Genomic DNA, 25,698 nt, shown 5'->3' on the forward strand with positions numbered 1-25,698 from the left:
CAATTTATTGATGATTTCTTTCTTTGATTTTTCGCTTTGCGTTTAAGAAAGAAATCATCAGTAATTTATCTCTAGCTTATACCCTACTCCATGTACATTGGTAATCTTAATAGAAGTATCGTCTTTTAGTTTTTTACGAAGTTTTGAGATATACGTATCTAAGCTTCTTCCTACAATGACTCCATTATCTTCCCAAACTCTCTTGGTAAGCTCATCGCGTTTAATCACTTGATTAGGTTGTGATACAAAAATGGCTAATAATTCACATTCCTTTTTCGAAAGCCCAATTTCTAGTGCTTCTTTTACCAGTTTGTTTTGATCGGGATAAAATTTAAAAATTCCAATAGAGGTATGCGTATTGTTATTTGTATGATCATTGTTACTTAGTCCGCTTTCGCGAAAGCGTATAAAAATATCTTTCCAATACGCTAAAGCAATGAGCATTACAAAGAGTATACACAATAGGATCAAGCGTTGTGATTTACTCAAAAAAGGTGGTGGGTTTTCTATAAATTGCGCTTTTATTGTAAAACAGTTTTCTGGTAAAATTCTATTTGCACATGGAACAATATCTCGTTCTACATCATTAAAAATAGAATAACTATACGCAACTTCCTGATCTTTACATTGCACAACTTCTATAAGATACTTTTTAGGCAGTTCTGCTCTTTTAAAAGATTCCTTTACGATCGTTACAATTGTATTAGGTGCTATAGCTAGGGAACGTTCAAAAGACAATTCGTAATTTAACTGGTCTATTTCAATTACAGGAAGTACTAAAGAGGTACTGTCTTGATTTTCTAATAATAATTGATTTCCCACATCCCGTAAAGAAATTTTTACTCTTTCAGAAAAATTTACCTCTTGGTGATCTGGTGCAAAAAAAAGCCAGAGTATAGTTGTTAGTACTATAAAAGCAGCTCCGAGATAGGCATGTTTTCTTTTGAATGTCATAGTTGCAAATAACTTGTAAATTCTTGACTTTTTGTAGCGATTGACATTTCTTTTACACTTTTTTGACACTTTTTTATGCTTAAAAAATAGCTGATTTTAAAAAAGTACAATTTTTAGGGATTTTCTTGTAGTAACATACATCTTCTATGCTCGCATCTTTGCATTGTATTATTAAGTACTCAAATTATTATTAATAAAAAACAAAAAAAGACATGAAATTTGTAACAAAAAGAATACACGCATTTTTAGATTATCCAGTGGCTATTGCATTAATGGTACTTCCTTTCGTATTAGGTTTGGGAAGCTCTAATCCATTAGCCCTTCAACTTTCTGTAGCAACCGGAATTGCAGCATTCATTTTAACCCTATTAACAGACCACCATTTGGGTGCATTTAAAGTAGTATCCTATAAGATGCACTTGATTGTAGACTTTGCTGTGGCAGTTGTGTTCCTTCTAGCTCCTTTCGTTCTATCATTCGAGGGAATAGATATGTACTACTACTTAATTAATGGGGCGGCTGTACTTATTGTCGTGAGTTTGCATAAACCAGAAATCGCTGCATCGTGATGAGTACCATAATGTAGCAAACACTAAGATCTGGTGGGAGTAAAACTTCTGCCAGATTTTTTTTTAATAAAAAAGCAAAGCCTATAATAGGCTTTGCTTATCCCCCGTTTAGATATCTTATTTAGTTACTAATCAAAATATGAATCAAAATAAAGAGGACAGGGTAAAAGTACACATAATCCTTTTAATACATGCTGGTTAACAAAAAATATAACAGCAGTATAACACTTTACATATATGTATTTACTGCCATTGTATTAATGAAATTCCCAATCCAAACGTAGTTTGTTTATGATTGTAATCTATTAAGTTTTCTCCATATCCATGAAAAATCTGTGCTTGTATTTGTAAATTATCTAACAGCTGAAATGCGTAATCTAGTCTCACACTTCCTCTATTTTTACGACCACCACGTAAAGAATGTTTTGCTAGTATGCTCACATCATGTTTCCCTTTTGAAAAAACGGTGAGTAATTCTGTGCGTCCCACATAATCTTGTATATCTGGATTATTATCTTCAATACGATCTTCAGGAATACGCCACCATGGGCGTAATACAATACTCCAGGAAGGGCGTTCCCATCCAAACTGTAATACAACTCGATTCCAACTTCTTGAAAAGGGATTTGATCTCCCGTTACTTTCATGATTAATTCCGATGCCACTCAAGACAGCATTAAAACCAAATAGTTGATATGGTGTGTGAAAAACAAGCATTAATTCTGGTTCATAATTGGTTTCTCTGAATGGCCTAGAAATATTGGCACTATATAATTGCCATCGAGATGATTGGGTATACCCTATCCATAGGTCTCCTCCTACTTTATCTCCAAAAAGGTTTTTGATAGCTCTGGATTTAAAACTTAATTGAAATTTAAGTTCTGTATCCAAAAATTCTGTCGGTGTAGCTACTCGGTTTAATGGATTATCACTTGAAGGAAGATTATTTATAGCGGTAGTGTAATTTGCAAAAAGTATATATACAGGCTTGTAAGGGGTGATTTTAAAGAGCTTGGTACTGTCGTTTTGAATAAGCCAACGCTCAGAGAGGCTACTTCCGTTATTATGAAATAACGATTGTCCTATACTATGACTCGAAATAAGACCAATAATAAAAAAAATAAAGATTCTCATGGATGGTATTCAACTATAATTTTATGCAAAAATAAAGGTATATCTGTTGTATACGCTTTCGCGAAAGCGGAAACTTTCAAAAAACTATTTCTGAAATACTATTTATTATAATATTCTATTTGACAAACGATTACATTTTATATCTTACATGGGTTATTAACCATTTCAACAGTATCTTATGGAAAAATATAGAGAAGAGTTTGTAAATAAAGCTCCCAATGATCTTAGAATTATTTCAATAGGAGATCCATTATATCAATATGCACGTGTAATTTCTAATACGCGATTTGGTCATATGCCAACGAGTATTGCTTATTGTAGTAATGCGAGTCATGTACAGTTTTGTATTCATTTTTGCCGCGATTTTGATGTGCCATTTAGAGTACGTTCTGGAGGGCATCAACATGAAGGGATGAGTTCTGGAAATGGAGTGATTATTATTGATTTATCAGAGATGGATACCATTGAATATATAGATCACGATCATGCTTGGATTCCTGTAGGTAAACAATTGGGGAAAGTTTATGAAGAGTTGGAAAAACGAGGTCAGATTATACCCGGAGGAGGCTGCCAGTCTGTAAATGTAGGCGGATTAACTCAAGGTGGCGGATGGGGACTTTCTATTAGAAAATATGGAATGACCTGCGACTCTGTATTAGAATGTGAACTCATTCTTGCAGATGGTACTATTGTATATCCATCTCCTATTAATATGCCTGATTTGTTTTGGGCACTTAAAGGTGGTGGCGGTGGAAATTTTGGTGTTGTTACTCGTTTTCGATTTAAATTATCGTCTCTAGGAAAGGTTACCACTTCCTTTTCTTTATTATGGAAAAATGGTGAAAATGCCGTCAATGTTATGAAACTATGGACGGTACTTCACGGAAATCTAAATGAATTAGATCCTGCTTTATCTACTGCTTGTGGGATGATGGTCGCAGATCCAGGTGATGCCGTACTTCCTGAAGGACATGTGAGCGCTGTACACACACGTATGGGGGGGCTTTTTTATGGAACTAAAGAGGCATTAATTACCTTATTACGAACATATTTTGGAGATCTTATTCCGGAAGAATGTGATTTTGTTTCTTTACAAGAAAAGCACCATAATCAACTTACAAAAAGTAATGTAAGTATAGAAAAGAGTGATGCATCACTTTCTAGGCATCAAAGTATCATTTCAGATTTTGTAAATCCTACAGCATCTATTAATACAGCTTCTATTACTACTTGTGGTGATCGTGACTATCGTGTATTACCTGATGCACCTTCTTCTACTTGTGATAGACCCCATCCTCATAAAGTCACATCTGGGTTTCCAAAAGCAACTACAGATATGGAGCATCATCTACTTGTAGAGTCAATATATAACTATTTAGGGCGTACGTGTTTTTACATAGATGTAAATAGATATATGAGTTTTCATTGCTTAGGAGGAGCAGTAACAGAAAATCCAGAAAAAAGAGTATTTACATTTCCTATGAAACCATATCTATTACAAATACAATGTTGGTGGGATGATGCAGGGAATGCGTTTACTAATGTAGATCGTAATAAAGCGTATGTACAATGGGTAGCAGATTTTAGAAAGAGTCTATTATCGCAAATTGAAGGTGCATTTATTAATTTTATAGACCAATTACTGGTGCCACATCCAGAAACTCCCGAAGGACGATTGCAACTGTTAGAGATTTACTATCAAGAAAAACTAGAAAAACTACGAGATATAAAAACAACTTATGATCGTGAAAACCTATTTAATTTTGAAATGAGTATACCTCTTATAAATTAAGTTGCTTATTTATAATATCATACATTTTTTGAAGTCTCTTGAAGTTTAATAATAGTATTAATCATATATAAAAGAAGAAGTGTAATTGCAACAAACATTGGTGTGATAGGAATATTCTTAAATATGCTTAATACAGCACTCTCTTGACGTAATAGTCTAAATAAAAGACCTGTCGCAGGTATAATAAGTATAAGTGTAGTAATGAGCGTAAATTTGTAGGAATTCCAAAAACGTATTTTTTGTTGCTGTTTAGATACTTCAATGGTATCCATAAGGTTGTTGATAAAGTCATCAGAAGTCTCTAATGTACTTTTTTGCATGATTTTTTTAAGTGATTCTTCTTTCATAATAAATAGTTTAAATCGTCTCCTAATAATTGTTTTAATTGGAAATGAATATTTCCTCTTCCTCTATGTAGTAATACTTTTACTTTTGATGTTTTAAAACGTGTAATGCTTTCTATTTCTTTAATAGAGAGTTCACATAAATAAAAAAGACGTAGTACTAAAGATTCTTCTGGTTTTAATTGTTGTAATGCAAGCTGTATATACTTTTTTTGATCAGCCTCCTTGATGGATGTATCTGATGTAGATGGTAGCATGTAGGCTTCTTGTGTATTATTTATAGAGATATGGTATTTTTTCTTTTGTAACTCATTGTAACAAGTATTTACCACAATTCTATATAACCAGGTTGTAAAAGCTGCTTTAAATGTAAAGGTGTTTAGTTTATGATATACTTTTACAAACACATCTTGTAGTATATCTTCAGCTATTACTGGGTCTTTAATTATAGAAACAGCTAAGGAGAGTGATACATCTTTATGCGCATATACCAATTGTCTAAAAGCAGCTGTATCTCCCTCTATAGCTTTTCTGATTAACTCGTAATCCTTATGTGTAGGATTATTTTTCAAGTCTCTTTCTGATAAAATGTGCTACAATTAACCCTGCTGCACCAAATACTAAAATGGTTCCCCATACTAATAAATCCATGGTGTCTTCTAATAAATCCATTGTTGTAAATATGGAAGAGACAAATAGTCCAATGCCTAATCCAAATACGATACACCCTATATCTAAATATTTAAATTTAGTTGCTTTATTTTCTAAATACACTCCTTTCTCTATCATCATTTTCTTTACTAAGTATGTATATCTGGCTATGATAAACACAATGAGTAATAAGGCTACTATAATGACACTAAATCCTACTAATTCATTTAAATCTTTCATCTGTTTTTATTTTAAAAGTGTTCTCCTAATAATTCTTCTATCGTTTCTAGTAATGGGAATAAGTTATTTGAATTTCCAAACATAACAAATCCATATTTTTGGTCTGGTATAAACATGGTATATGCTTGGAAGTCGTGATTATTACCAGTGTGTAAGTGCATGAGTCCATATGGAGTAGGCTTTTGTGCAAAACCTAATCCCCAACCTGTTTGGCCTGTTTCCTTTATAAGTTTATTACCAGGCTTAAAGTGATTGTGTTCTGTAAGCATGAGATCACGTGTAGACTCTTTAATATTTTTTGGGTACATCATCTCTATTAAGAATCGTGCATAATCCTCTGCATCTGTTTGTAAACTATACCCAGGTCCTACATTTTTATCTCTATGTATTTCTGTGTTTACTTTTCCATCCATATGACCTGTAGCTACATTTTGTTCTAGGATATCATTCCAAGTATAAAAACTTCGATCCATACCTATAGGATGTGCCGCTTCTTTTAAGAAAAGTGTATCTAAAGCACTTCCCCAGCCTATTTCTTGTTTGGTTCCAAATGCGGCTCCTAAGTGCTGATACGCTTCTCCTGAATATGAAAAGTCAGTACCTGGAGTAAATGCAATTTTTATAGGCCCATTTTTTACCCAATTTTCTATTCCTGTACCATGTGATAATATAATACGAGGTGTTAATGTTGTATATGCTTGAAATGAATCTGGAGCAACAGCATCTTTTGGGAAGATAGATTTTAGATAGGGATATATAGGTTTATCTAGATCTAACTCTCCTTTTTCAACCATTTTCATAATAAAATATGCAAATAATGGCTTTGATAATGAAGCACCTTCAAAAATAGTCTGTTTAGTAACAGGTTTTTGTGTTTTTAGATTGGTGACACCAAATGTATTGTGATACACAATTTTATCTTCATTTACGATAGCAATAGAAAGCCCTGGTAATCCAATAGAATCCATTGCTTTTTTAATATGTGCATTCAACTCTGAAGTAGTGATTGTTCTTCCATCAGATCCCTTAAAGGTTTGTGCTGTGCTATGTGTAGTTATTCCTAAACAAAGAAGTATAAATAGGTAATGCTGTATATTTTTAAAAAATGTAATCATCTCGTTAAATTTTTAATGTGAGTAACTTAGTTATTGCGAATTCACATGTATTTGACAAGACGACTTTTTAAAAGGTTACAAATTTTTATAATTCAAAGATTATTAAGTGTTTATACGCTTTCGCGAAAGCGTATTTATTATGATTTCAACAGGTGTTTATGTAGTTTTAGGTCTAAATTATGAGTATTCATCTATTTTTTTATCCTAAAATTGATACATCTTAAAATTTTATGCGTCTATTTATTAAAGTAACCATTTACGTATCAGCTATGTACCATAAGATTTTTATTTTAAGTATATTTCTTTTTTTTACATATTCAATTGAAGCACAGGACCGATCTACGGCGATTCCTGATAGTACAAAAGCATTTATCTCTACATCAGATTCTTTAAGAGAGGTCGTACGATTTCTTAATAAAACTGTAAGAGAAGAAAATGACACCGTACGGGCAATTGCCTATCAGAAGTTATTTTTAGAAAGAGGTGTTGTTGAAAATGATTATAAAATTCAGACGTATGCAGCATACAGATTGGGATATTATTATAACGACCTAGCTGAGTACAGAAATGCGGTAAGTTATACTAAAACTGCTCTAGAAGCCGCTACAACAATCAAGGATACTACTAATATTGTTAAAAGCAATGTGTTATTAGGGAGTATTTATTTTCAATTGGGTATTTACGATAAGTCATTAGAACCCTACCAAGAGGCATTAAGACTTTCAAGAATAAGAGATCATAAAACTAATGAACTTTTATGCCTTGCAAATATTAGTAATATCCGAATAAAATTAGGGCGATATCAAGAAGCACTTGATGTATACACAACGACACTTACGCTTTTGGATAATGACGATTTAAAAGATAGTCCTGTGTACAACCAAACGTACTTGAGTACTTTATTAGGTAAAGGGAAAAGTCAAGAAGAGCTAGGATATTTAGATGAAAGTTTACAAACCTATGAGAAAGGGCTTGAGTTAGCAAAAGAATATAATTTATCTAATTACAATGGAGATTTTTACCTTAATATCGGACATGTATTTTCTGAAAAAGGCCAATACCAGAAAGCGATTGATTACTTAGAAAAGACAAAAACACTACTTGAGGAGTCCTATAACGATACGTATACAAATCTATTACTCGCAAACTTTTACTTGTCACAATGCTTTTATGGTATTCAGGAATACGATAAAGCCATGGAATTGTTACAACATAATTTTGAGTTGATAGGTACTAATTATAAGACCGATAAGATTTTAAAAATGTATGATCTAGGGATTAAAATTGCAGAAATACAAGGGGATAAAGATCTACAGTTAGAATTTTTAAATAAAAGTAATTTACTGAACAAATTACAATTAGAAAATCAAACAAAAACCCGAGATCTGTTATTTGATAATGATGTAAAAGCATTAGAAGATTCTAATAAGCAATTGGATGTTGAAAAAACAAAGCAGGAGTTTAGAAAGAAAGTTGCGATAGTTATAGCCGCTATTTTATTTATCTTATTTGTAGTAATGTATGTATTATACAAGCAGAAAATAAAAACAAATGAGAAGAAATTTAAAGCGATTATTGATAGTTTACAAGAGGTTACATCTAATGATCCGACACCCATAGTTGTCAAAAGGGATGAATTTTCAGTAAAAGATCATCGGGTTGAGGAAATAATGGAGAAGTTAAAGGCATTAGAAGCCTCAAATTTCTTTATTGAATTAGATTGTAATTTATATACCACCGCAAAGCGTATAGATACAAATACAACCTATCTATCAAAGACTTTAAATACCTATAAAAAACAATCATTTAATCAATATTTAAATGAGCTTAGAATTAAGTATGTATTGATACAACTCAAGGAAAACACTAAGTTTAGAGCCTATACATTAAAAGCAATTTCAGAAGAAATTGGGTATAAAAGTATTAATACCTTTACCAAAGCTTTTAAAACATATACGGGCTTAACTCCTTCCTATTACATCAAGCAATTAACTTCTGAAAATGACCAATAAAAATGTCAAATTTATAAATTTGATTTTTTGAGATTCATACTGCTATTAGGTGATCTGTATATTTGAATTCACCTTAAAATTTTAATCTCATGAAAAATTTCATCTTATTAATTATCACATGTTTATGTGTGGTAATCAAAACAAATTCTCAAGAAAATATAATTGCACCATCAAGTTCTTATATCCACCGATATAATGTGATATTGCATATTGAAGATACGTTAGTTGTACAATCTAATGGAGTTATAGGATTAGAACAAAAGTACTCGCTTAGACTTGGTAGATACCATGCCCATAATCATTTTAATCTCAATGATAAAGTTGGATTCCGTGTACTATTAGATTATGATTCTTCTATAACACCTGTAGCGCCGTTAGAATTTGAAGTACGTTTTTTAGATTATGTAGATGGTTCAGAAAATTACCCACTATTTGATGATCCGCAGGTAACACACGAAGGCGGTTTAAAACCTATTGTGATTCCTCCTATTGATGAAGATGACGAAGATGGATTTCCAGTAGAAACAGATGAACAGCAATTTATATTTTGGCAACCTGGAGAAAAGAGACTCATCTTTGAACTTCATCATGTTAATAGCGAACCTGAAAGTCCAAAAATAGCGGGCGTTAGAGGAACTTTTTTTGTTCGAGATTTTAGTAGTCCCTATGAGTCACAAACACAAGCCCCTATTCAATACAATGATATAGAGGTATATCCTAATCCGATACAGTCAGATTTATATATCAAAAGTATTATAAGTGATAAGGACGCAAATGCTCAAATACGTATTTATACTACTACAGGAGTTCAATTATATACTAGTAATCTCCAGTTAGGAGAAACAAAATCTAATCATACCTTATATCATTTTAGAAATCCAGATTTATCTCCAGGTCTATATTATTATACAATACAAATTGGAAATAAAACCTATACAAAACCTTTATTGAAAAAGTAATTTTTAAAAAGAATGTCAAATTTATAAATCTGCTATTCCCTTTCTTTTTATCTAATCAATTTCTTTATAGTTTGGTATTGTAAGCATCTGATAAGCATTTGATTATAATGTATGATGTTGCTTTGTTAAGCATGTTGAATAAATATATATAACACACCTCAAAACGCCTACAGCAATACACTCAAGGTATTTTACAAAAGGAAGGGCTGAATGTATGAGATAGAAGTTTTGAGGTGAAATTTTATCAATTTTTCAGCTCTTTCTATCCTTGGAAATATTGTAAAAGACATACACTGCAAGTGTCTTTAATTGTTTGCAGTATAACTATATTTTTTAAATCAATTATTATGTTAAAAAACATTGAAAAACTAAAAGGAGTAAAAACGATTGCACAATCAGAGCAATTAAAAGTTAATGGTGGAATGAACGCTTGTTTCTTTATCTCATGCAGACCAGGCACGGTATGCATAGATGGAAGATGTGTAGATTGCTAGAAAAGCGTAATCATCATATCAAAAAAGAACAGTAACTCTGATACAACTTACGTTCTATCAGTTTTAAATGACATTAATTGTGAGTGTCTTAAACAAAAATCACATAAAAATCATTTAAAATAATTCATCATGTTAAAAAACATTTTAAACGTAGAAGGTGTCCAAGAATTGGATAAGAAACAGCAAACAACCATTAATGGAGGTATTTTGATATACTGTAATTCAGATAGCGATTGCTATTTTGGACTTTCATGTGGCCCAAGAGGGTATTGTTGTTAATCTGAGCATTTTCACATATGTAAGCACCACACATATGTATTTAAAGAGATCAGTATATGTATATATGCTGATCTCTTATCTTTTTTATACGCTTTCGCGAAAGCGTATAATGAATTATATATTACAATAGTTTCACACCTCCCTACCCCTCCTTCTTAGGAGGGAATACTTAAATGAAAATTTAATAAAACATAACCGTTTTCCTACTAGAAAATAAAAGTCAAGGTGTGCTATTCAAAATAAATCTATATTCTACGAGAGAAGCGATCTATATTCTATAATCTTTTATACGCTTTCGCGAAAGCGTATACTCAAAAATTAAAATGTTAAGTATAATTTAACATTGTTTAAATGTCTGTAAAATAATTGTTTACATTATTTTATGACTATATTTATAGTTGTATGACTATAAATATAGTCATATGTTCAAAAATACTATATATTTGCAGTATGAAAGAACTTACAAAAGCCGAAGAGCAAGTCATGCAATATGTATGGAGATTAGAAAAAGCCTTTCTTAAAGATATTGTAGATGCTTTTCCTGAGCCTAAACCCGCTTATACTACTATTTCTACTGTGGTACGAGTATTAGTAAAAAAAGAGTTTTTAAAATTTGAAACGTTTGGAAAAATTAGACAGTACTCCCCTACTATTTCTAAAGAGGTCTATTTTAAAAGACATATTAAAGATATCATAGGTAGTTTTTTTAGTGGTTCGGTGAGCAAGTTTGCGTTATCCTTTACAGATGGAGAAGATATGAATCTAACTGAGTTGGAGAAAATGAAGCATATGATTGAAGAAAAGATTGAACGTTTAAAAGAAAATGATCAATAATATGTTCCTATATCTTTTTCAAACAACACTTATTTTTTCAACACTCTTTTTAGTGTATAAAGTATGGTTTAGTAAATTTACTTTTCATTCTTTTAATAGATACTTTTTAGTATGTATTCTTCCAGTTTCATTAGTACTTCCATTACTCGTACATCTATTGCCTCCCATTGAACAACATCCAATAGAAGAAATTCCACAGTTATTTGAACATATCACTACTATTACAACTTCCTCCCTTTCATCTACTACTGCCATTACAAAAGAAGATAGTAGTATTCCTATAGATTATATGACCATTGGATATATTATCTACTGTATAGGTGTTGGAATTTGTGTATTCCGTTTTTTATCAAGTATACGTCGTTTGTATCGTATTAAGAGACAATCTGTTCTTATTAAAAAAGATGAATATCTTATCTACGAATCGCCAGTTTCGACTATTTTTTCTTATTTCCATTGGATTTTTGTTCCTAAAGGAGAATCATATGATGCTTTAGTGATTATGCACGAAAGAGCACATATCCTTTTACGCCACTCTATAGATGTGCTTCTTACAGAGGTATACATCGTATTTTTTTGGTGGAATCCATTAGTATATCTATTTAGAAAGTCCTTAAAATCAATTCATGAATATCAAGCAGATCAATATGTACTTGCAAAAGATGTAAAAACTTCGGCGTATTTACAATTGATAGCACAAAGTATCGCTATCACAAAGACGAATCCCCTTTATAACTACTTTCAAACTCCTATTCTCAAAAAACGAATCCAGATGATGACCAAAAACACTTCTCATTACCTTTTAAAACTCACCTATATTGTCATAGTTCCTTTATGTATTTTACTAGTAGTTGCTTTTACAAAACCAAGAGCTAATAATACAATCGTTGTAGAAAATAATATAGACGTAGGGGCAGCGATTCCTCACACAGCTATTTCAGCTACTACTGCTGTTCCTACGTTTGCTTTTCCTATTGAGGGGAGTTCTAGAGAACAAATCACAGCTATTTTTAATGTAACCATAAAAGAACCTAAAACTAAAAAAAGGAAAGTACATACGGGTATAGATATTAAAGCGCCTTTAGGGACCCCTATTATTGCTACAGCAGACGGAACAGTTTTCCTGTCAAAAGATGTTGGGAATTGGGGCAACTTATTAAAAATTAAGCATGATGATAACTATGAAACCTGGTATGCACATTTAAAAGGTTTTGAAGCTCACTACGGGCAATCTGTAAAGAAAGGAGATGTTATTGGATATGTGGGAATGACTGGTAAAACTACAGGATCACACCTTCATTACGAGTTACACCATAATAAAAAGTCAATAAACCCACTTGACTATACAGAAAAATAATCCCCCACACCATAATCTCTATTTGTTTACGTTACGTATGTAGTGATACAACTACTTATATACATCCCTATTTAATATTTTATGAAACGCTTACTTTTTCTCCTTATTTGTATAAGTACTTATCAAATTCATAGTCAGATCATTGACCTTGGAATTATGAGGTTAGATTCGATTTCTTTTTCGAATCAGCTGGATATGATTATAAAAACACACCAAAGAGATAGTTTGGCCCAAGTCTATATGACAGAAAATTGGGACTCAACTACGTTTAATCCTTATAAAGAGTATAAACAAACATTTCCATTTGAAGTTTCATTTGCAGATAGTACGTTTACGTCTCCTATAGGTCGTAAAAAAGTTGTCACTTCTCGTTATGGATGGCGTAATAGAAGAGCACATAAGGGCATTGATATTGATCTGATTACGGGAGATGATGTAATGACCATTTTTGATGGTAAAGTACGTGCTGTGAGAACTTTTCCAGGTTTAGGAAAAACGGTTGTCGTGAGACATGAAAATGGTTTAGAAACTACTTATGCACATTTATCTAAACAAGTAGTCAAAGTAAATGATACCATTACAAAAGGAACGGTTATAGGTAAAGGCGGTAATACCGGTAATTCTAGAGGAAGTCATTTACATCTTATTGTAAGTTATAGAGGTGTATATATCAACCCAGAATACTTATTTGAATTTACAGAAGAAAATAAGATACGCAGTCAAGATATTTGGATAACTAGAAGGTGGGTAACTCCTTATTTACATAGTTCAAGAAGACAAAGTAACATTATTATAGCTACTACTGAAGAAGAAGCACTTCAGAATGAAGAAAAACAGAAGAAAATTTATATCGTAAAAAAAGGCGATACACTTTCAAAAATTGCTAATAGGCATCACACTTCTATTACGGCTATATGTAAAGAAAATTCAATTAAAAAGACGAGTACATTGCGTATTGGACAACAATTAGTTGTCAATAAGTAATAACTATAAATGAGTACGCTTTCGCGAAAGCGCACTCATGTTTATAATTATATCTATTTTAGAATTATTTCTTTTCTAGGATCATAATATTATCATTCTCATCTTTATCCATAAGTTTATTCATGGGGTCTACTCCTGCATTACCGGGTTCTTGACCTACGATGATTTCTAGGGTTGTATGTTGCTTAGTGATCTTATGTTTTTTAAGATATAATAGTTCATCACTATCTTTTGCATAGATTCCAATATCTATCCAATCATTTATAGGGATTCCATTTTCTTGTCCATCTATATCTTGACGAAATTTTGATGTTTCTATTTCTAATGATACTTGATATTGATGATCAGAAAGCTTATCATATGTAGCACTCGTTGTTTTATTTTTATAAAAGGTAACCGTTTCAAATAAATCTGTGATGGTATATTGTAGGCTATCTGGTGTTACCTCTCTAAAATAAGGAAGTAAATCTTTAGTAGTAGGATATTTATCTGTTTGTGACTTTTTAATTCCATCAAAACTATTCCAATCTTCTATAAAACGCTTTAGAGCTAGATTTACGCTATCTTCAGAGATGTAATCTTGAAATGCATATAGATTTACTAATCCTTTGCCATAATGGATATATTGCTGATTTCTATCTACTAAATATAGAGGCATCTCTTGTTCGTTCTCCTGTGTGCGTCCTTTTAAATAACGTTCTTTTTCTCGTGCAAGCAATTGGCGTACTTTTTCATTGGAGAATTCTTTTTGAAATACCATCATAGCTCCATATTGAGCTAATGATTCAGAGATCATGGACTTTCCTTGTACGTTTGCAGGATTTATTTGATGTCCCCACCATTGATGTGCGAGTTCGTGTGCAGTTACAAAAAATGCCATATCTACATCCTCTTCATCATCGATATCAAGTATAAAACCTATATCTTCTGAGAACGGTACAGTTGTAGGATATGACTGCGCTTTACTGTGATAATTGGGTACTTCTACAATACGCATTTGTCGATACGCATAGGGACTCAATACTGTATTAAAGTAATCAAAGGATTTTTTCATCCCGTGCATCATTCTATCAAGATTATACTCATGCCCTTTATGGTAATAAATCTCAAGATCTATAGAAGAATTCCATTGATCTTTAACAAGTTCATATTGAGCAGAAAGCATCGTATAAAAATTTGACATTTGACTATCTGCTTTATAGTGATAATAATGTCGTCCATTTTCTATCCATTCTTTCTGTAAGCTTCCTGGAGCAATGGCAGTTTGGTCAATTTCTGTCCCCATGATCATTTCAAAATGAATCTCTTCTCCGTCTCCATTAGCTCTAGCAGTGGTTAAATAACGGAAATCATCTATAGCAGCTCTTCCATTTTGAGGAGTTAATCCTTGTTTTAAACGTTCATCAGTATTTTCTAGTTCTATATCATTTTGATATCCTATCGTTGGAAAATGGAAATTGGTAAAAAATGTACCGTTATCTACAATTACTTTTTCTTTACCTTCTGTAAAACCTTTAGGAGCAAATACCTGTTTGAAGTTAAAATATAGAGAATCTTGCGATTGTAAAGGGGTTTCTAGTTCAAAAATGTGATACTTGAACTCTTTATATTTAGAATTGATACTTGATCCTTTATCAATTGTAAGATATTCATACTGAACATCATCACTAGGAAGCTCTTGGATGTGAATTTCACGTATAGGGTGATCGTACGTATTCTTCAATATAAAATACCCTTCTGCACTATACTTCCTTTCTGAAGGATACAATTCTACAGTAAGATGTACATCAATGATTTTGGGTTGTGGTAGATACTCAAATTGTTTAAGTTCTTTCTCATAACTTGCCCTATAGGTATTCTCAGTAGAAGAAAATGAATAGTTATTTAAGATATTGGTGTTATAAAATATAAAGCTTCCAGACCCTATTAGTATTACTATGAGTACGATACTAGCTTTTTGTAAAGGTCTTGTAAAGCGTAATTTCCCTTGCTTTAATCGTTTTAAAAAAGAGACTTTGGTTCCTCTTACAGAAATCACTGTAGCTCCTATAAGTAGTAATAATGCAAATGCACTCCAATAGGTTTTAAACCATAAATATGGCGTTAGAAAATGTCCATAACCATTCATATCAGAATACCCTCCTAAATCACTACCTCCAAAAGTGTATAATCCATGGTCAAGTCCTTTTACTTTTAAAGGGATTGTAATTGCAAATACAACAATTACAGTTACAATATGTGATACGAATTTATGATTAATGACAATCTGGAAGAAGAAACTGACGATCGATATTAAAAATATAAATGGAAATATTGCTATAAAAAAGCTAGTGAAATATACGTCCAATTCATATAGATAATACCCTCTATAGGTTTGAAACAATATACCAGCAATGATCATTGCTATCATTAAACTGGTAAGTACAAGCATTAATCCTAAGAACTTACTCATGATATTTAAGGAATCAGATATCGGTAATGCATCGTAAATAGGTTGCATTTTCTTATCTCTCTCTTTCCAAATGAGTTCTCCGGAATAGAAAATAATAATCAATAAAAAGAAAATAGCAGTATTCTCTATAAGCTCTCCAATAATAATATATGAAGTAGGATAACTATCTACTCCAAAAGCAGTTCCAAGGTTTATAGAACTTATTAATAGTATTGACATCGCACAAATCACTATGGCCCAAAAAGAGACTTCTTTTAGGATAGATCGATAATAGAATAATGAATGTTTAATGAATGATTTACAGGTAGCGATATATCCGGTATGTTGTGTTATACTTGGAATAACAGTCATTCTTTTAGGTGTTGAAAACTCTTGTTTTTTTGTTGAGACCTGGAAACCTTTTCGTGCTCGATCTCTTACAGCTATAAATTGAAATCTATAATACCCGATACCTAAGGCTATTATTCCTATTCCTATCCAAATTAAACGGTTATATAATAACACTCCTTCTAAAGAGATCAGCGTGTTATTTTGCTCAACAATGGTCCAGTATTGTGCTATAATCGCAATACTTTGAAAAGTAAAAGGTTCTAGTAAAGAGGCTACATAAAGATATTCACTTCCTTTAACTAACTGTAATGATACTATATAGATCATTAAAAACAATATCCCTTGAGTGTAGACGACTATAAGTTTTCGCGAAAGCGTACCGCTTACAAAGAAAATAGCACCTCCAAAAAATAAGGTTGGTATGACAATAGTGATAAAGGGGTGTATGTAATGCCAACTATTAAACGGAAGTAATAAATTAGGTTCGTGCCATGGTAAAAGATCCCCTAGCATCATTCCAAGTGGTACTGCACAAAATATTAGAATTAATACTGTAAGGGATCCTAAAAAGCGTCCAAGTAAGTAATCTCTTTTTTTAAATGGATTAATAAACATCAAAGATTCCATTCCATGATCAAAATCTCGTAATACGGCTACTCCCATAATCATGGATGAAATCATCATAAATAGTGCAGAAATAATTCCCATTGTTCTGGCAATGATGATTGGAGCATTCCTTTTAAGAGCCCCTAATGGCGCGTCATTTAAAAAGTCAACTGCAATGATAGAAAACAAGAATAATGCTAAAAAATAGATATATGTATCTGCGCGTTTTGCTCTGTATTTTAATTCAAATTTGAATATTTCTAAAAACATCATGTATCGTTTTAATTAGCTAGTGTGGATAGGTTTCCAAATATGTGAGAGAAATACACATCTTCGAGATCGGTAGGAATAGATTCAAAGCCATTCTGAGGGTGTATATCACTTAGAATATGAATGATAGGCTTCCCTAGAAGGAATCTTTCTGCTATGACTCTATACTCTTGTTTGTACCCTTGTAATTCATCTTTTGCAATCGTTTTACGATATACTTTCCCTTCTAATTGTGTTATGGCTTCTTTAGGATTGCCTTTATAGAGTACTTGCCCACTATTTATAATAGCCATATCGGTACATAACTCTTTTACATCATCTACAATATGTGTAGACAAGATGACTACTGCCTGCTCCCCTAGCTCACTCAATAAATTGTAAAACCTATTTCGTTCTGCTGGATCTAAACCAGCTGTAGGTTCATCTACAATAATCAATGAAGGGTTCGCCAGTAATGCTTGTGCGATTCCAAAACGTTGTTTCATTCCTCCAGAATATCCTCCAAGGTTTTTCTTTCGATGTTCGTACAAATTGGTTTTATGTAATAGTGCTTGTACAATTTCTTTCCGTTCGTTTTTATGACTGATTCCTTTTAATACAGCGAGATGATTCAATAATACTTCTGCAGAGACTTTGGGATATACTCCAAATTCTTGAGGGAGATACCCTAGCATTTTTCGTACAGTATCTTTTTGTTTTAGTACGTCTATTTCACCTAAGGTAACAGTACCTTGGTCAGCTTCCTGTAATGTAGCGATGGTACGCATTAAGCTTGATTTTCCTGCCCCATTAGGCCCTAAGAGTCCAAACATTCCTTTAGAGATTTCTAAAGAAACTCCATTGAGTGCTTTAACTCCGTTTGAATAGGTTTTAGAAAGATTATTGATGATAAGTTCCATACTGTTCGTTTTTTGATATTTGATTATTTGAGTTGTAGTTTTTCTCCTGTTAGGTTTCCGCGAATAAACGTATCAGATTCCCATAAGAGAATCTCAGCCATTTCCCCGCTTTTCATATTAGCATCAATAACAATCACTTTACCGTTATATCGTGATTCAATATGTCTGTGTGTCGTATGGCCTACTACAATCGCAGATGCATCATAGTATTGTAATAATTGATCAATTGCTGCTTCTTTTACAGTTTCTCCTTGAAAATATCCTCTATAATAAATAGGTCCATTTTCCCTATGTAGATATGTGCCTAATTCATTACGCCCGTTTGGTAGTTCGCTTTCAATTAATTGATTTGTGAATTCAGTATTAATATGTTGTAACGATATGTTTTTGGTAACCATATCTGGATGTAAACCTCCATGAGTAAATAGCATGGTGTTTATTTTAATAACTACTGGACGAGTACGCAACCAGTTTCCTAATACAGTTTCGCTTGTAAATAACTCTTCAAATGGCTTCCCAATAATAGTAGCTGTTTCTGTATACTTAGGGTGTACAGAACGAAGGTTTCCATTAAGCACCATAACATCATGATTACCAAGTAATACGTGTAGTTTACCACCACTCTTTGCTGCTTGTTTTTCTAAGTCATATAAAAACCATAAAACCTCTGTAACTTGTGGCCCTCTATCAAAAATATCTCCAGCAACTACTAAATGACCTTCCCCAAAATTCCATTTTTCATCTTGAGTTATGATGTTATTATTTTTTAATAATGTGATGAATGTATCATACTGACCATGGATGTCACTTATCGCAGCAATTTTTGAAACATTTGTATAAGTTATTTTTTCTTCCTTTATGGAGCTATTTTCATGAAGAGTAACTTTCGCGCCCTGATATTGAATGGTTTGCGATGCCTTAGTTATATTCTCCTGAACAAATACTTTTCCTTTATGAATCCAAGTAGCAACACGTCCCATTTCAGATTCTTGAATATATGGACCATCACTAATGCCTTCATAAGGAAGATTAAGCACCTCTAGTACTTCTCTACTATTTTCTTTTTTAGCTAGATCAATAGCAGTATACCCATCTTTAATTTCTTGAGTAAGATTTGCTCCATGATCTAATAATAATTGGAGAGCTTTTGTATCTCGTCCTTTTATTGCAAAAACTAATGCCGATTGTTTATCATCACTCACGTAGTTTATATCAGCATTGTGATTTATAAGCTCTTTAATAACGGTATGATTCTGGTAAGCAACTGCATACATAAGAGGAGATATATTTTTGCAGTTTAAATTTGGGTTGGCACCTTGGTTAAGTAAATACGTAGTGACTTTGTGTGATCTATCATTTTTGATAGCATAAAAAAGTAAAGAATACCCATCTTTATTTATTGCATTAATATCATTTCCTGTATTTAAAAAAGAACTTATAGCAGTGATGTCTCCTAGTTGAATATGCTCATAAATAGAAACCTTTTTTGTTTTATTAGAAGTAAAACGAGTACTAATTTCTTCTTTCGTTAATTTTCTAGCCATATTTAGAGGTAAAACCTTACCACTAGCAGAATGCCAATTACCCGTAATTTTTTTATCGCTAATAGTTCCAGCATAGTTTCCTTCAGAATGAATGGTAAATTTGAGTGTTGATTCAGAAAACGTGATGTCTTGCATCGGAAGTGTTGCTATCCCTTTGGAAGCAGGTCCCATATATCCTGAAAGTTTTCCTGTGTCTGATAGTTCAAAACGCCATAGAATACCAACCGTTTTTTGTTCATTTACAACAATGTTGCCTTCCCAATTTCCTACAATCGCATCTATAGAGATTTGAGAAGATTCTTGACCTTGTATGCTTTGGCTGTTAAGAAGCCATAAAGTCATTATAGAAAATGTAATGTATCGAATAGATAGCTTCTTAAAATTTGTATTGATTCTAAACATATTCATGATTTTAATTATTTATGATAATCCTGTTTTGATATGCCAAACCTATTAGAGATATCTTTTTAAAAGAAACAATTGTGACGAACAGCTTTATTGGTGTGAAATAAATTAGTTATGGAAATAGGAAATGGGTTGATCCCGCTTTCGCGAAAGCTTATCCCTATAGAAGACCTGTTTGTCAACTTTTTTGGTAAGAACTCATTATATCCCTAATATTGATTTCATAAACATGCATATGTCAATAATATCACGAAATAAACGTCCCTTAATAGCTATAATTCTTGGATTCCTATTTATGGCAAGTGGTGCTTTTATTATTTTGTTAGGACTTGTAAATACAGGTGGCCTCTTCTTCTATACACCAATTCTTCTATTAACATATATGCCTATTTATTGGTTTATAGAACATAAAGTGACTCCTCAAAAACTGTTGAGATGGAAAAAGAAGGAAGTTTGGGCAATTATACTATGGTTGTCCTTATTACAGATCATAGGTATTATAGAATCTATCATCTATAAAAAATCATTGATCTTCATTTTTATAATTGTATTCATCGCACTTATTGTATTAATAACAAAGTATTTGAATCCTACTAAAGTAAAAATCAATCAGTCATCAAATTATAGTAAAGTCTTTTTTTGGGTTATAAGTGTTGTCATATTCATAATAGTAGCTTTCTTTATTGTAGCGCTATCTACAGAAGTATCAGAAAGAGGTAGTTTAGTACTATTAGAGAACGATGAAGATCTTGTTGAGACCTTACTTTCTATTTTGGTAGTCGTTTTCTTCTTTTTTCTCCTAAGTTGGCTAATCTGGCAGGTTACATCAGCAATACGGTTAAAGAATGAAAAAAAGAAAACGGAAGTATTACACTTACAAAGTCAAGTAAATCCGCATTTTTTCTTTAATACGCTTAATAACTTATATGGCCTTGTTGCAGAAGATACAGAGAAGGCTCAAAGTATGATATTAAAGCTTTCTGATATGATGAGATACAGTATCTATGAAGGACAAAATGATCGTGTATCTATTATACAAGAAGTGACTTATTTAAAAAATTACATTGCACTTCATAAAATGCGTTACCATAAAGAAATAGATATTCGTTTTACCACAGATATTAAAGATGACAAGACAGTATTAATGCCACTGTTGTTTATATTACTATTAGAAAACGCTTTTAAACATGGTATAGAAAGACTACATACCGATGCTTATGTTTCTATTCATATAGAAAATACTTCACAAGAGATTTCTTTTTCAATTGAAAATAGGTATGATAGTTCTCAAATTCAAGAAAATTCAGGAATAGGATTGAAAAATTTAAAACGAAGATTAGCCTTAGTATATCCAAAAAAACATACCTTATCCTTTGATATAACAGAAGACCTCTATAAGGCGCAATTAATATTAAAAACACAATGATTACGTATCTTATTATAGATGATGAACATATAGCTCACGGAATTATTAAGCGCTATTGTGATATGATGCCCAATATGCAATTAATGAAAAATTGCTATGATGCATTAGAAGCTATTGAGTATTTAAATACACATACCGTAGATCTTATTTTTCTAGATCTTAATATGCCAAAATTAAAAGGGTTTGATTTTTTAAAAACACTTGCCTCTCCGCCTAAAGTCATTGTAACAACAGCCTATCAAGAGTTTGCCTTAGAGGGGTACGAACTTAATATTGTAGATTACCTTCTGAAACCGTTTAGTTTTGAGCGTTTTTTAAAAGCAGTAAATAAAGCAACTGTCAATACGACTCCTAACCCAACTATTATTAATACACAAACTACAGAGACGCACTCCTCAAAGATTTTCTTACGTTCTAATAAAAAATATACACAAGTAGCTGTTGATACGATTCTGTTCTTAGAATCTGCTGGCAATTATGTAAAAGTTGTAACGAAGGATAGTACAATTACTGTACGAGATAAAATAACAGATGTATTAGAAAAACTTCCTCAAAAAGACTTTATACAAGTTCATAAATCGTTTGCTGTAGCTAAAAACCATATAGATAGTATTGAAGGAAATCGAATCATTATTCAAGGCACTACAGTGCCTATTGGACAGACCTATAAATCAAATATTCATACCTTATTGCAATAAGATTTTCACCATTTTATTTATCTTTAGAATACTAACCAAAAACAAAACAATACTATGGCCACAAAAGATATGATCTTAGGAAAACTGCAAACACTTATTACAGAAGATTTTAATAATCCAGAGGCAGCATTTGCATTTTTTGATAAAGATGGAGATGGCAAACTAAGTAAGAAAGAAATAGTTCGATTACTTAAAAAAGCAGAAATATCTGGTTTTATAAGAGGTTTTGTTGCATCTAAGCTAATAGATGGATATAGTAAAGATGGTGACGCACAAGTGAGCTGGGATGAATTTAAGGCTGCACTAGACGAGATAAAAGAGTGATGTTTATTTTTTAGGTATGTATATACGCTTTCGCGAAAGCGGAAAACTATTTATTTGCACCGTTATAATGGACGATAAATAATTTGTCTTTTTCTGCATCTGAAACTCCCAAACCATCACCTGATTCAGTAACAAAGTTAACGCCTGTATCTCTTTTAAGAGCTGCTGCTATCTCTTTAGCCTTTGTTTCATTTTCAGATTTATAAAATATGACAACAGGGTATTCAGAGAAAAATGACATTTTTCGCTCCCAATCTGGAAAGAACTCTACATTATAGCCTTCTTCCATAAGTTGCTTTCGTGCAATATATTTTACTTTTTTATTAGGCTTATAGGAATAAAACTGAATATTCCATTTAGAGTTATCTGAAACGGTGTCTGTATCTGTATATTCTATTTGTACGGTTACCTTTTTCCAATCATATCCACGCTTGCCTTTAAATTGTTGTACAAGCTCTATAGGTATATTTTGCTCTCGTAATTTAGCTACAAGCTCATCTACGTATGCTTTTTTAACAAGACTACCGTAGTGAATGGTATTTGCCTGTTTATCAGTATCGCCTATTCCTTCGTAAATAGAATCTATTTTATAGAAAGGAGTTGTACTAGCTTTTACAATTTCTAAAATCTTTTTACTATCGTTAGGTCGTCTATAAAATCTAAAAGGAATAGTGTCTGAGGATAATCTTGAGACTTGTTTAGCAATATTTAATATAGAATCTATAGAGGAAATAATATCTCTATTTGCATAAGTACTACGATCTACTAATTTTTCTCTTATATCTTTTAATTCGTTTACGTATACCTCAGAAGTAAACTGTATAAGAGAATCTTTCTGTTCTTTTTCTTGTAAAATTTCTTTTTCTTTCTTTTTCTCATCAATAGCCCCTTTGTTATTGCTCTTAACGATTTCTTCAACCTTTTCTACTTTTTTTTCAGCCATTTCCGCTAAAAAGAATAAACTAACAAAAACGCCTAATAGTATAAGAGCCATTATGTACTTTAAATAGTTCCTCTTTTTAGTGTCAGATTCGAGCTCTTGTATTTTGTCTTCTAATTCGCTATTCATTATGATTATATTTTTGCCTCTACAATTCTTCTAAATTGATTATTTAATGTGCGTTTTTCTTCATCTGTCATTTCATGAGAGAGTTGAAGCTCATTTTCTAGAATAAGAATAGATTCTAATGCTTTTTTTATACTTTCTAACTTATCAAAAGGCCATTTAAGTGTGAAAAGTGGTAAACTACCTATAGAGGTAAACAAAATACTCTTGTCTTCCAAGCTTAAAGAACTCAAGACTAAAGCTGCAGAAGTAGCTACTAATACTGCTATAATGATATAGTAAAACCGCTTATCTTTAATACGATTTTTTTTAACGAGTGCTACATTTACTGGAGAAACGAGTGATACTGATTTTTGTGCTTGATTTTCTACTACTGGCTGTACTTCTACCTTTTCAGGTTTTAAAAACTCTTGGTCTGGTATGTTACTTTTAATATGCTTAGGAATAAGCTCATCATTAAAACCATCCATTCCCACTACTCCTTTTGCAGTTTCAAAGGCGTCCGTAACAGATTTTCCGTTACAATGGGAGGTATAAAATGCTCTAGCAAAAGCAAGTGCCGTATCATTTGGAACCTCTTCTTTCATACCTATGATATGAAAATTAGGGCTTGTAATAGTATCAATACCAGACATGCTAAAACAAGCATTCAAGAAAACACTATCTATATGGCTATCAAAATTCTTTAGGAATTCATAAAACTTTAATATCGATACTTCTTTTTTATGCCCTTCACTGTCGTGAAAAAACAGAACGCCCTCTTCACTTCCATGCCCAGATATATGAAGAATAGTAGGTTTGATTAATTCTAAATACTGATGTAAATCATCTGTAGTGACTGCTCCTCTAGACTCCAATGTAAATATATCACGATGTATACTTAGGTCTAATACTTGTCGTAAAGCCTTTTCCTCTTCGTCTAATCTAAGATTAACGGTTCCTATAGGATTAATTTTTATGAATAGTATTTTTTTCAAAATAGTAATATCTATAATTTTAGATTACTTCGTGATTGTGATCTACTTCGAGATCGAGTTGTCCCTATTGACTCTTCAGATCTCACATCAATTGCATCTAAAATAAGTTCTTCAGGTGTATTGTCCTTAAATATTTCTTTAGCTTCAGTAAATTTTAAATTTCCAATTGATTCTATAAAAGGGACACTAACCTGATATGTTTCTGCATCTTTAAAACCCTGAAACATGTCATTAGATTCTAAAACATCACCTCTTACTACTGGTTTTACAATCCTACGTTTTTGTAATAATCCTTTTTGACTCGTTAAAAAACCTGTTCTATATAACTCTCCATCACGCAAATAATAGATAATTTTATAAAATAGTGTAGGAAGTTGGATACTTATATTTTCCACTTTAGTTACAAATTCAGGATCTGAATCCAGCAATAGTGGTCCAGTTATTAATGAAATTTTCAAAGACTGCTTTACAACTTCGTGATGTAAAATATAATCTTCTATACGTCTCCATACACCTCGATTTAACCGATCAACTTGTGGAACAGCATTCGTATAATAGAATGTAGAAATTGCTGCATCTTTAGCAGTCTCTATATCATGACCCCATTGCACATCTTCACGTTTTGTTAAGTGCCCTTTATCAAAATCACTTTTTAAAGAACTATAAAGCTCTTTTCCTAATTGACATTCTTTAGGAATTCTATCATCCTTTTTCCAAGAATCACTTCCAGAAAATAATTCACCTCTTTTAATTTTCTTGAATAGCTCTCCATCTATATTTGCTGCAGTGTAATATGGGAATTTCCTAAAAGGATTCTGTAAAACACTATAATTAGCATATTCTAGATAATAATCTGCTACTGAAAAGTTAGTCGCTTTAAACTTTTCTTCTTCTATCACATCAATTTCTGGAACATTGACAATATGTCCTTTAAGAAAATTAGAAGAATATGCCATCAACACTTATTTTATTTATAACTACTT

General features: G+C 32.0%; 23 protein-coding genes. 11 read left to right on the forward strand and 12 right to left on the reverse strand.

The genetic code is table 11. From position 1 onward, the window contains the following. Positions 1 to 57: 57 nt before the first annotated feature. Entirely contained in the window at positions 58 to 954 is an 897-nt protein-coding gene (locus CHB80_RS07590) for a winged helix-turn-helix domain-containing protein (protein WP_089370853.1), read from the reverse strand. Positions 955 to 1,166: 212 nt separating this feature from the next. On the opposite strand from CHB80_RS07590, the gene CHB80_RS07595 reads away from it, so the two are divergent. Continuing rightward, a complete protein-coding gene (locus CHB80_RS07595; RefSeq protein WP_089370854.1) occupies positions 1,167 to 1,523 on the forward strand; it encodes a hypothetical protein in 357 nt (118 codons plus the stop codon). Positions 1,524 to 1,766: 243 nt separating this feature from the next. Here the strand turns inward: CHB80_RS07595 and CHB80_RS07600 are convergent, their stop codons facing one another. Further along, positions 1,767 to 2,657, reverse strand: coding sequence for a phospholipase A (locus CHB80_RS07600; RefSeq protein WP_089370855.1), 891 nt, complete (start codon positions 2,655 to 2,657; stop codon positions 1,767 to 1,769). Positions 2,658 to 2,835: 178 nt separating this feature from the next. On the opposite strand from CHB80_RS07600, the gene CHB80_RS07605 reads away from it, so the two are divergent. Next, on the forward strand, positions 2,836 to 4,449 hold the full coding sequence (locus CHB80_RS07605) for an FAD-dependent oxidoreductase (protein WP_089370856.1): 1,614 nt from the start codon (positions 2,836 to 2,838) through the stop codon (positions 4,447 to 4,449). A gap of 17 nt (positions 4,450 to 4,466) precedes the next feature. Here CHB80_RS07605 and CHB80_RS07610 read toward each other — a convergent pair whose 3' ends face one another. From CHB80_RS07610 to CHB80_RS07625, 4 genes are read right to left on the reverse strand one after another with little or no spacing between them, the layout of a single operon-like run. Then, positions 4,467 to 4,796: a hypothetical protein gene (locus tag CHB80_RS07610; RefSeq protein ID WP_089370857.1), complete on the reverse strand. Its 330-nt coding sequence runs from the start codon at positions 4,794 to 4,796 to the stop codon at positions 4,467 to 4,469. Next, positions 4,793 to 5,365 (reverse strand): RNA polymerase sigma factor, encoded by a 573-nt coding sequence (locus CHB80_RS07615; RefSeq protein WP_089370858.1) that lies wholly within the window; start codon positions 5,363 to 5,365, stop codon positions 4,793 to 4,795. Before CHB80_RS07615 ends, CHB80_RS07610 begins: the two co-directional genes overlap by 4 nt. Next, positions 5,355 to 5,684 carry a hypothetical protein gene (locus CHB80_RS07620; protein ID WP_089370859.1) on the reverse strand — a complete coding sequence of 110 codons (330 nt, stop codon included), beginning with the start codon at positions 5,682 to 5,684 and terminating at the stop codon, positions 5,355 to 5,357. The genes CHB80_RS07615 and CHB80_RS07620 overlap by 11 nt, the downstream gene beginning before the upstream one ends. Before the next feature lie 11 nt (positions 5,685 to 5,695). After that, positions 5,696 to 6,799, reverse strand: coding sequence for a serine hydrolase domain-containing protein (locus CHB80_RS07625; protein ID WP_089370860.1), 1,104 nt, complete (start codon positions 6,797 to 6,799; stop codon positions 5,696 to 5,698). Between the two features lie 230 nt (positions 6,800 to 7,029). Between CHB80_RS07625 and CHB80_RS07630 the strand changes: the two genes are divergently transcribed. From CHB80_RS07630 to CHB80_RS07650, 6 genes are all read left to right on the forward strand, one after another. Then, the gene (locus tag CHB80_RS07630; protein WP_089370861.1) at positions 7,030 to 8,811 is read left to right on the forward strand and encodes an AraC family transcriptional regulator; all 1,782 of its coding nucleotides are present in this window, start codon (positions 7,030 to 7,032) and stop codon (positions 8,809 to 8,811) included. Between the two features lie 89 nt (positions 8,812 to 8,900). Beyond that, the gene (locus tag CHB80_RS07635) at positions 8,901 to 9,770 is read left to right on the forward strand and encodes a T9SS type A sorting domain-containing protein (protein WP_089370862.1); all 870 of its coding nucleotides are present in this window, start codon (positions 8,901 to 8,903) and stop codon (positions 9,768 to 9,770) included. A 623-nt stretch (positions 9,771 to 10,393) separates the two neighbouring features. Beyond that, complete coding sequence (locus CHB80_RS24590; RefSeq protein ID WP_179218109.1) at positions 10,394 to 10,543, forward strand: hypothetical protein; 150 nt, start codon at positions 10,394 to 10,396, stop codon at positions 10,541 to 10,543. A gap of 450 nt (positions 10,544 to 10,993) precedes the next feature. Further along, a complete protein-coding gene (locus CHB80_RS07640; protein ID WP_089370863.1) occupies positions 10,994 to 11,377 on the forward strand; it encodes a BlaI/MecI/CopY family transcriptional regulator in 384 nt (127 codons plus the stop codon). Position 11,378: 1 nt separating this feature from the next. After that, positions 11,379 to 12,734, forward strand: coding sequence for a M23/M56 family metallopeptidase (locus CHB80_RS07645; protein ID WP_179218110.1), 1,356 nt, complete (start codon positions 11,379 to 11,381; stop codon positions 12,732 to 12,734). Between the two features lie 195 nt (positions 12,735 to 12,929). Continuing rightward, positions 12,930 to 13,718 (forward strand): M23 family metallopeptidase, encoded by a 789-nt coding sequence (locus tag CHB80_RS07650; RefSeq protein ID WP_229746867.1) that lies wholly within the window; start codon positions 12,930 to 12,932, stop codon positions 13,716 to 13,718. Between the two features lie 64 nt (positions 13,719 to 13,782). Here the strand turns inward: CHB80_RS07650 and CHB80_RS07655 are convergent, their stop codons facing one another. The 3 genes from CHB80_RS07655 to CHB80_RS07665 are packed head-to-tail and all read right to left on the reverse strand — an operon-like array spanning position 13,783 to position 20,227. Further along, complete coding sequence (locus CHB80_RS07655; protein WP_179218111.1) at positions 13,783 to 17,379, reverse strand: ABC transporter permease/M1 family aminopeptidase; 3,597 nt, start codon at positions 17,377 to 17,379, stop codon at positions 13,783 to 13,785. A gap of 8 nt (positions 17,380 to 17,387) precedes the next feature. Further along, entirely contained in the window at positions 17,388 to 18,275 is an 888-nt protein-coding gene (locus CHB80_RS07660; RefSeq protein WP_089370866.1) for an ABC transporter ATP-binding protein, read from the reverse strand. Positions 18,276 to 18,298: 23 nt separating this feature from the next. After that, positions 18,299 to 20,227, reverse strand: coding sequence for an ankyrin repeat domain-containing protein (locus CHB80_RS07665; RefSeq protein WP_089370867.1), 1,929 nt, complete (start codon positions 20,225 to 20,227; stop codon positions 18,299 to 18,301). A gap of 232 nt (positions 20,228 to 20,459) precedes the next feature. Between CHB80_RS07665 and CHB80_RS07670 the strand changes: the two genes are divergently transcribed. From CHB80_RS07670 to CHB80_RS07680, 3 genes are read left to right on the forward strand one after another with little or no spacing between them, the layout of a single operon-like run. After that, positions 20,460 to 21,650 carry a sensor histidine kinase gene (locus CHB80_RS07670; RefSeq protein ID WP_229746866.1) on the forward strand — a complete coding sequence of 397 codons (1,191 nt, stop codon included), beginning with the start codon at positions 20,460 to 20,462 and terminating at the stop codon, positions 21,648 to 21,650. Continuing rightward, positions 21,647 to 22,348 carry a LytR/AlgR family response regulator transcription factor gene (locus CHB80_RS07675; RefSeq protein WP_089370868.1) on the forward strand — a complete coding sequence of 234 codons (702 nt, stop codon included), beginning with the start codon at positions 21,647 to 21,649 and terminating at the stop codon, positions 22,346 to 22,348. Before CHB80_RS07670 ends, CHB80_RS07675 begins: the two co-directional genes overlap by 4 nt. Before the next feature lie 54 nt (positions 22,349 to 22,402). Then, complete coding sequence (locus CHB80_RS07680) at positions 22,403 to 22,672, forward strand: EF-hand domain-containing protein (protein ID WP_089370869.1); 270 nt, start codon at positions 22,403 to 22,405, stop codon at positions 22,670 to 22,672. Between the two features lie 46 nt (positions 22,673 to 22,718). On the opposite strand, the gene CHB80_RS07685 is transcribed toward CHB80_RS07680, so the two are convergent. From CHB80_RS07685 to CHB80_RS07695, 3 genes are read right to left on the reverse strand one after another with little or no spacing between them, the layout of a single operon-like run. After that, positions 22,719 to 23,741: a hypothetical protein gene (locus CHB80_RS07685; protein ID WP_089370870.1), complete on the reverse strand. Its 1,023-nt coding sequence runs from the start codon at positions 23,739 to 23,741 to the stop codon at positions 22,719 to 22,721. 5 nt (positions 23,742 to 23,746) lie between these two features. Continuing rightward, a complete protein-coding gene (locus CHB80_RS07690) occupies positions 23,747 to 24,715 on the reverse strand; it encodes a CHAT domain-containing protein (protein WP_089370871.1) in 969 nt (322 codons plus the stop codon). Between the two features lie 11 nt (positions 24,716 to 24,726). Beyond that, positions 24,727 to 25,671, reverse strand: a complete 945-nt coding sequence (locus CHB80_RS07695) for a DNA/RNA non-specific endonuclease (RefSeq protein WP_089370872.1) — start codon at positions 25,669 to 25,671, stop codon at positions 24,727 to 24,729. Positions 25,672 to 25,698: the final 27 nt, after the last annotated feature.

Origin of the sequence: Dokdonia pacifica (genome assembly GCF_900188275.1) — a bacterium.
Lineage (GTDB): Bacteria > Bacteroidota > Bacteroidia > Flavobacteriales > Flavobacteriaceae > Dokdonia > Dokdonia pacifica.